The 299-nt window shown below is 54.8% G+C and carries 1 pseudogene; it reads left to right on the top strand.

Features of this window, described 5'->3' with window-relative positions:
* Positions 1-299, top strand: a pseudogene (locus tag J0A66_RS22770) (TonB-dependent receptor); the annotation flags it as partial.

Here is a 299-nt window from a genome sequence, read left to right as displayed (position 1 = left end):
AGCCAGCGTTTCCACGGCATGATGGACAAGCAGACCGAACGTGACCGTCTGGGTTTGAGCGCTAGCTTCCAGGCCAGTGTTACTGAAAACCTGGAGTTCCTGGCCGATGTGTTTTACACCGATATGGACGATGCGGACCGTCAGCAGGGGCTGATGATCGACAATGCCCGCGGTAACATCTGGGCTTATTCCGATAACTTTATTGAGCGTGCCCCTGGTCCTTTGGGCGGTAATATCTATACCGTTAACCAGGCTGAGCTGCTGGTGCGCCGCGTTAGTTCGTATTCCGAGAGCCTGAC

It is taken from the genome of Bowmanella dokdonensis, from assembly GCF_017254865.1.
Classification (GTDB): Bacteria; Pseudomonadota; Gammaproteobacteria; order Enterobacterales; family Alteromonadaceae; genus Bowmanella; species Bowmanella dokdonensis.
This window is presented reverse-complemented; position numbering and strand designations above follow the sequence as displayed.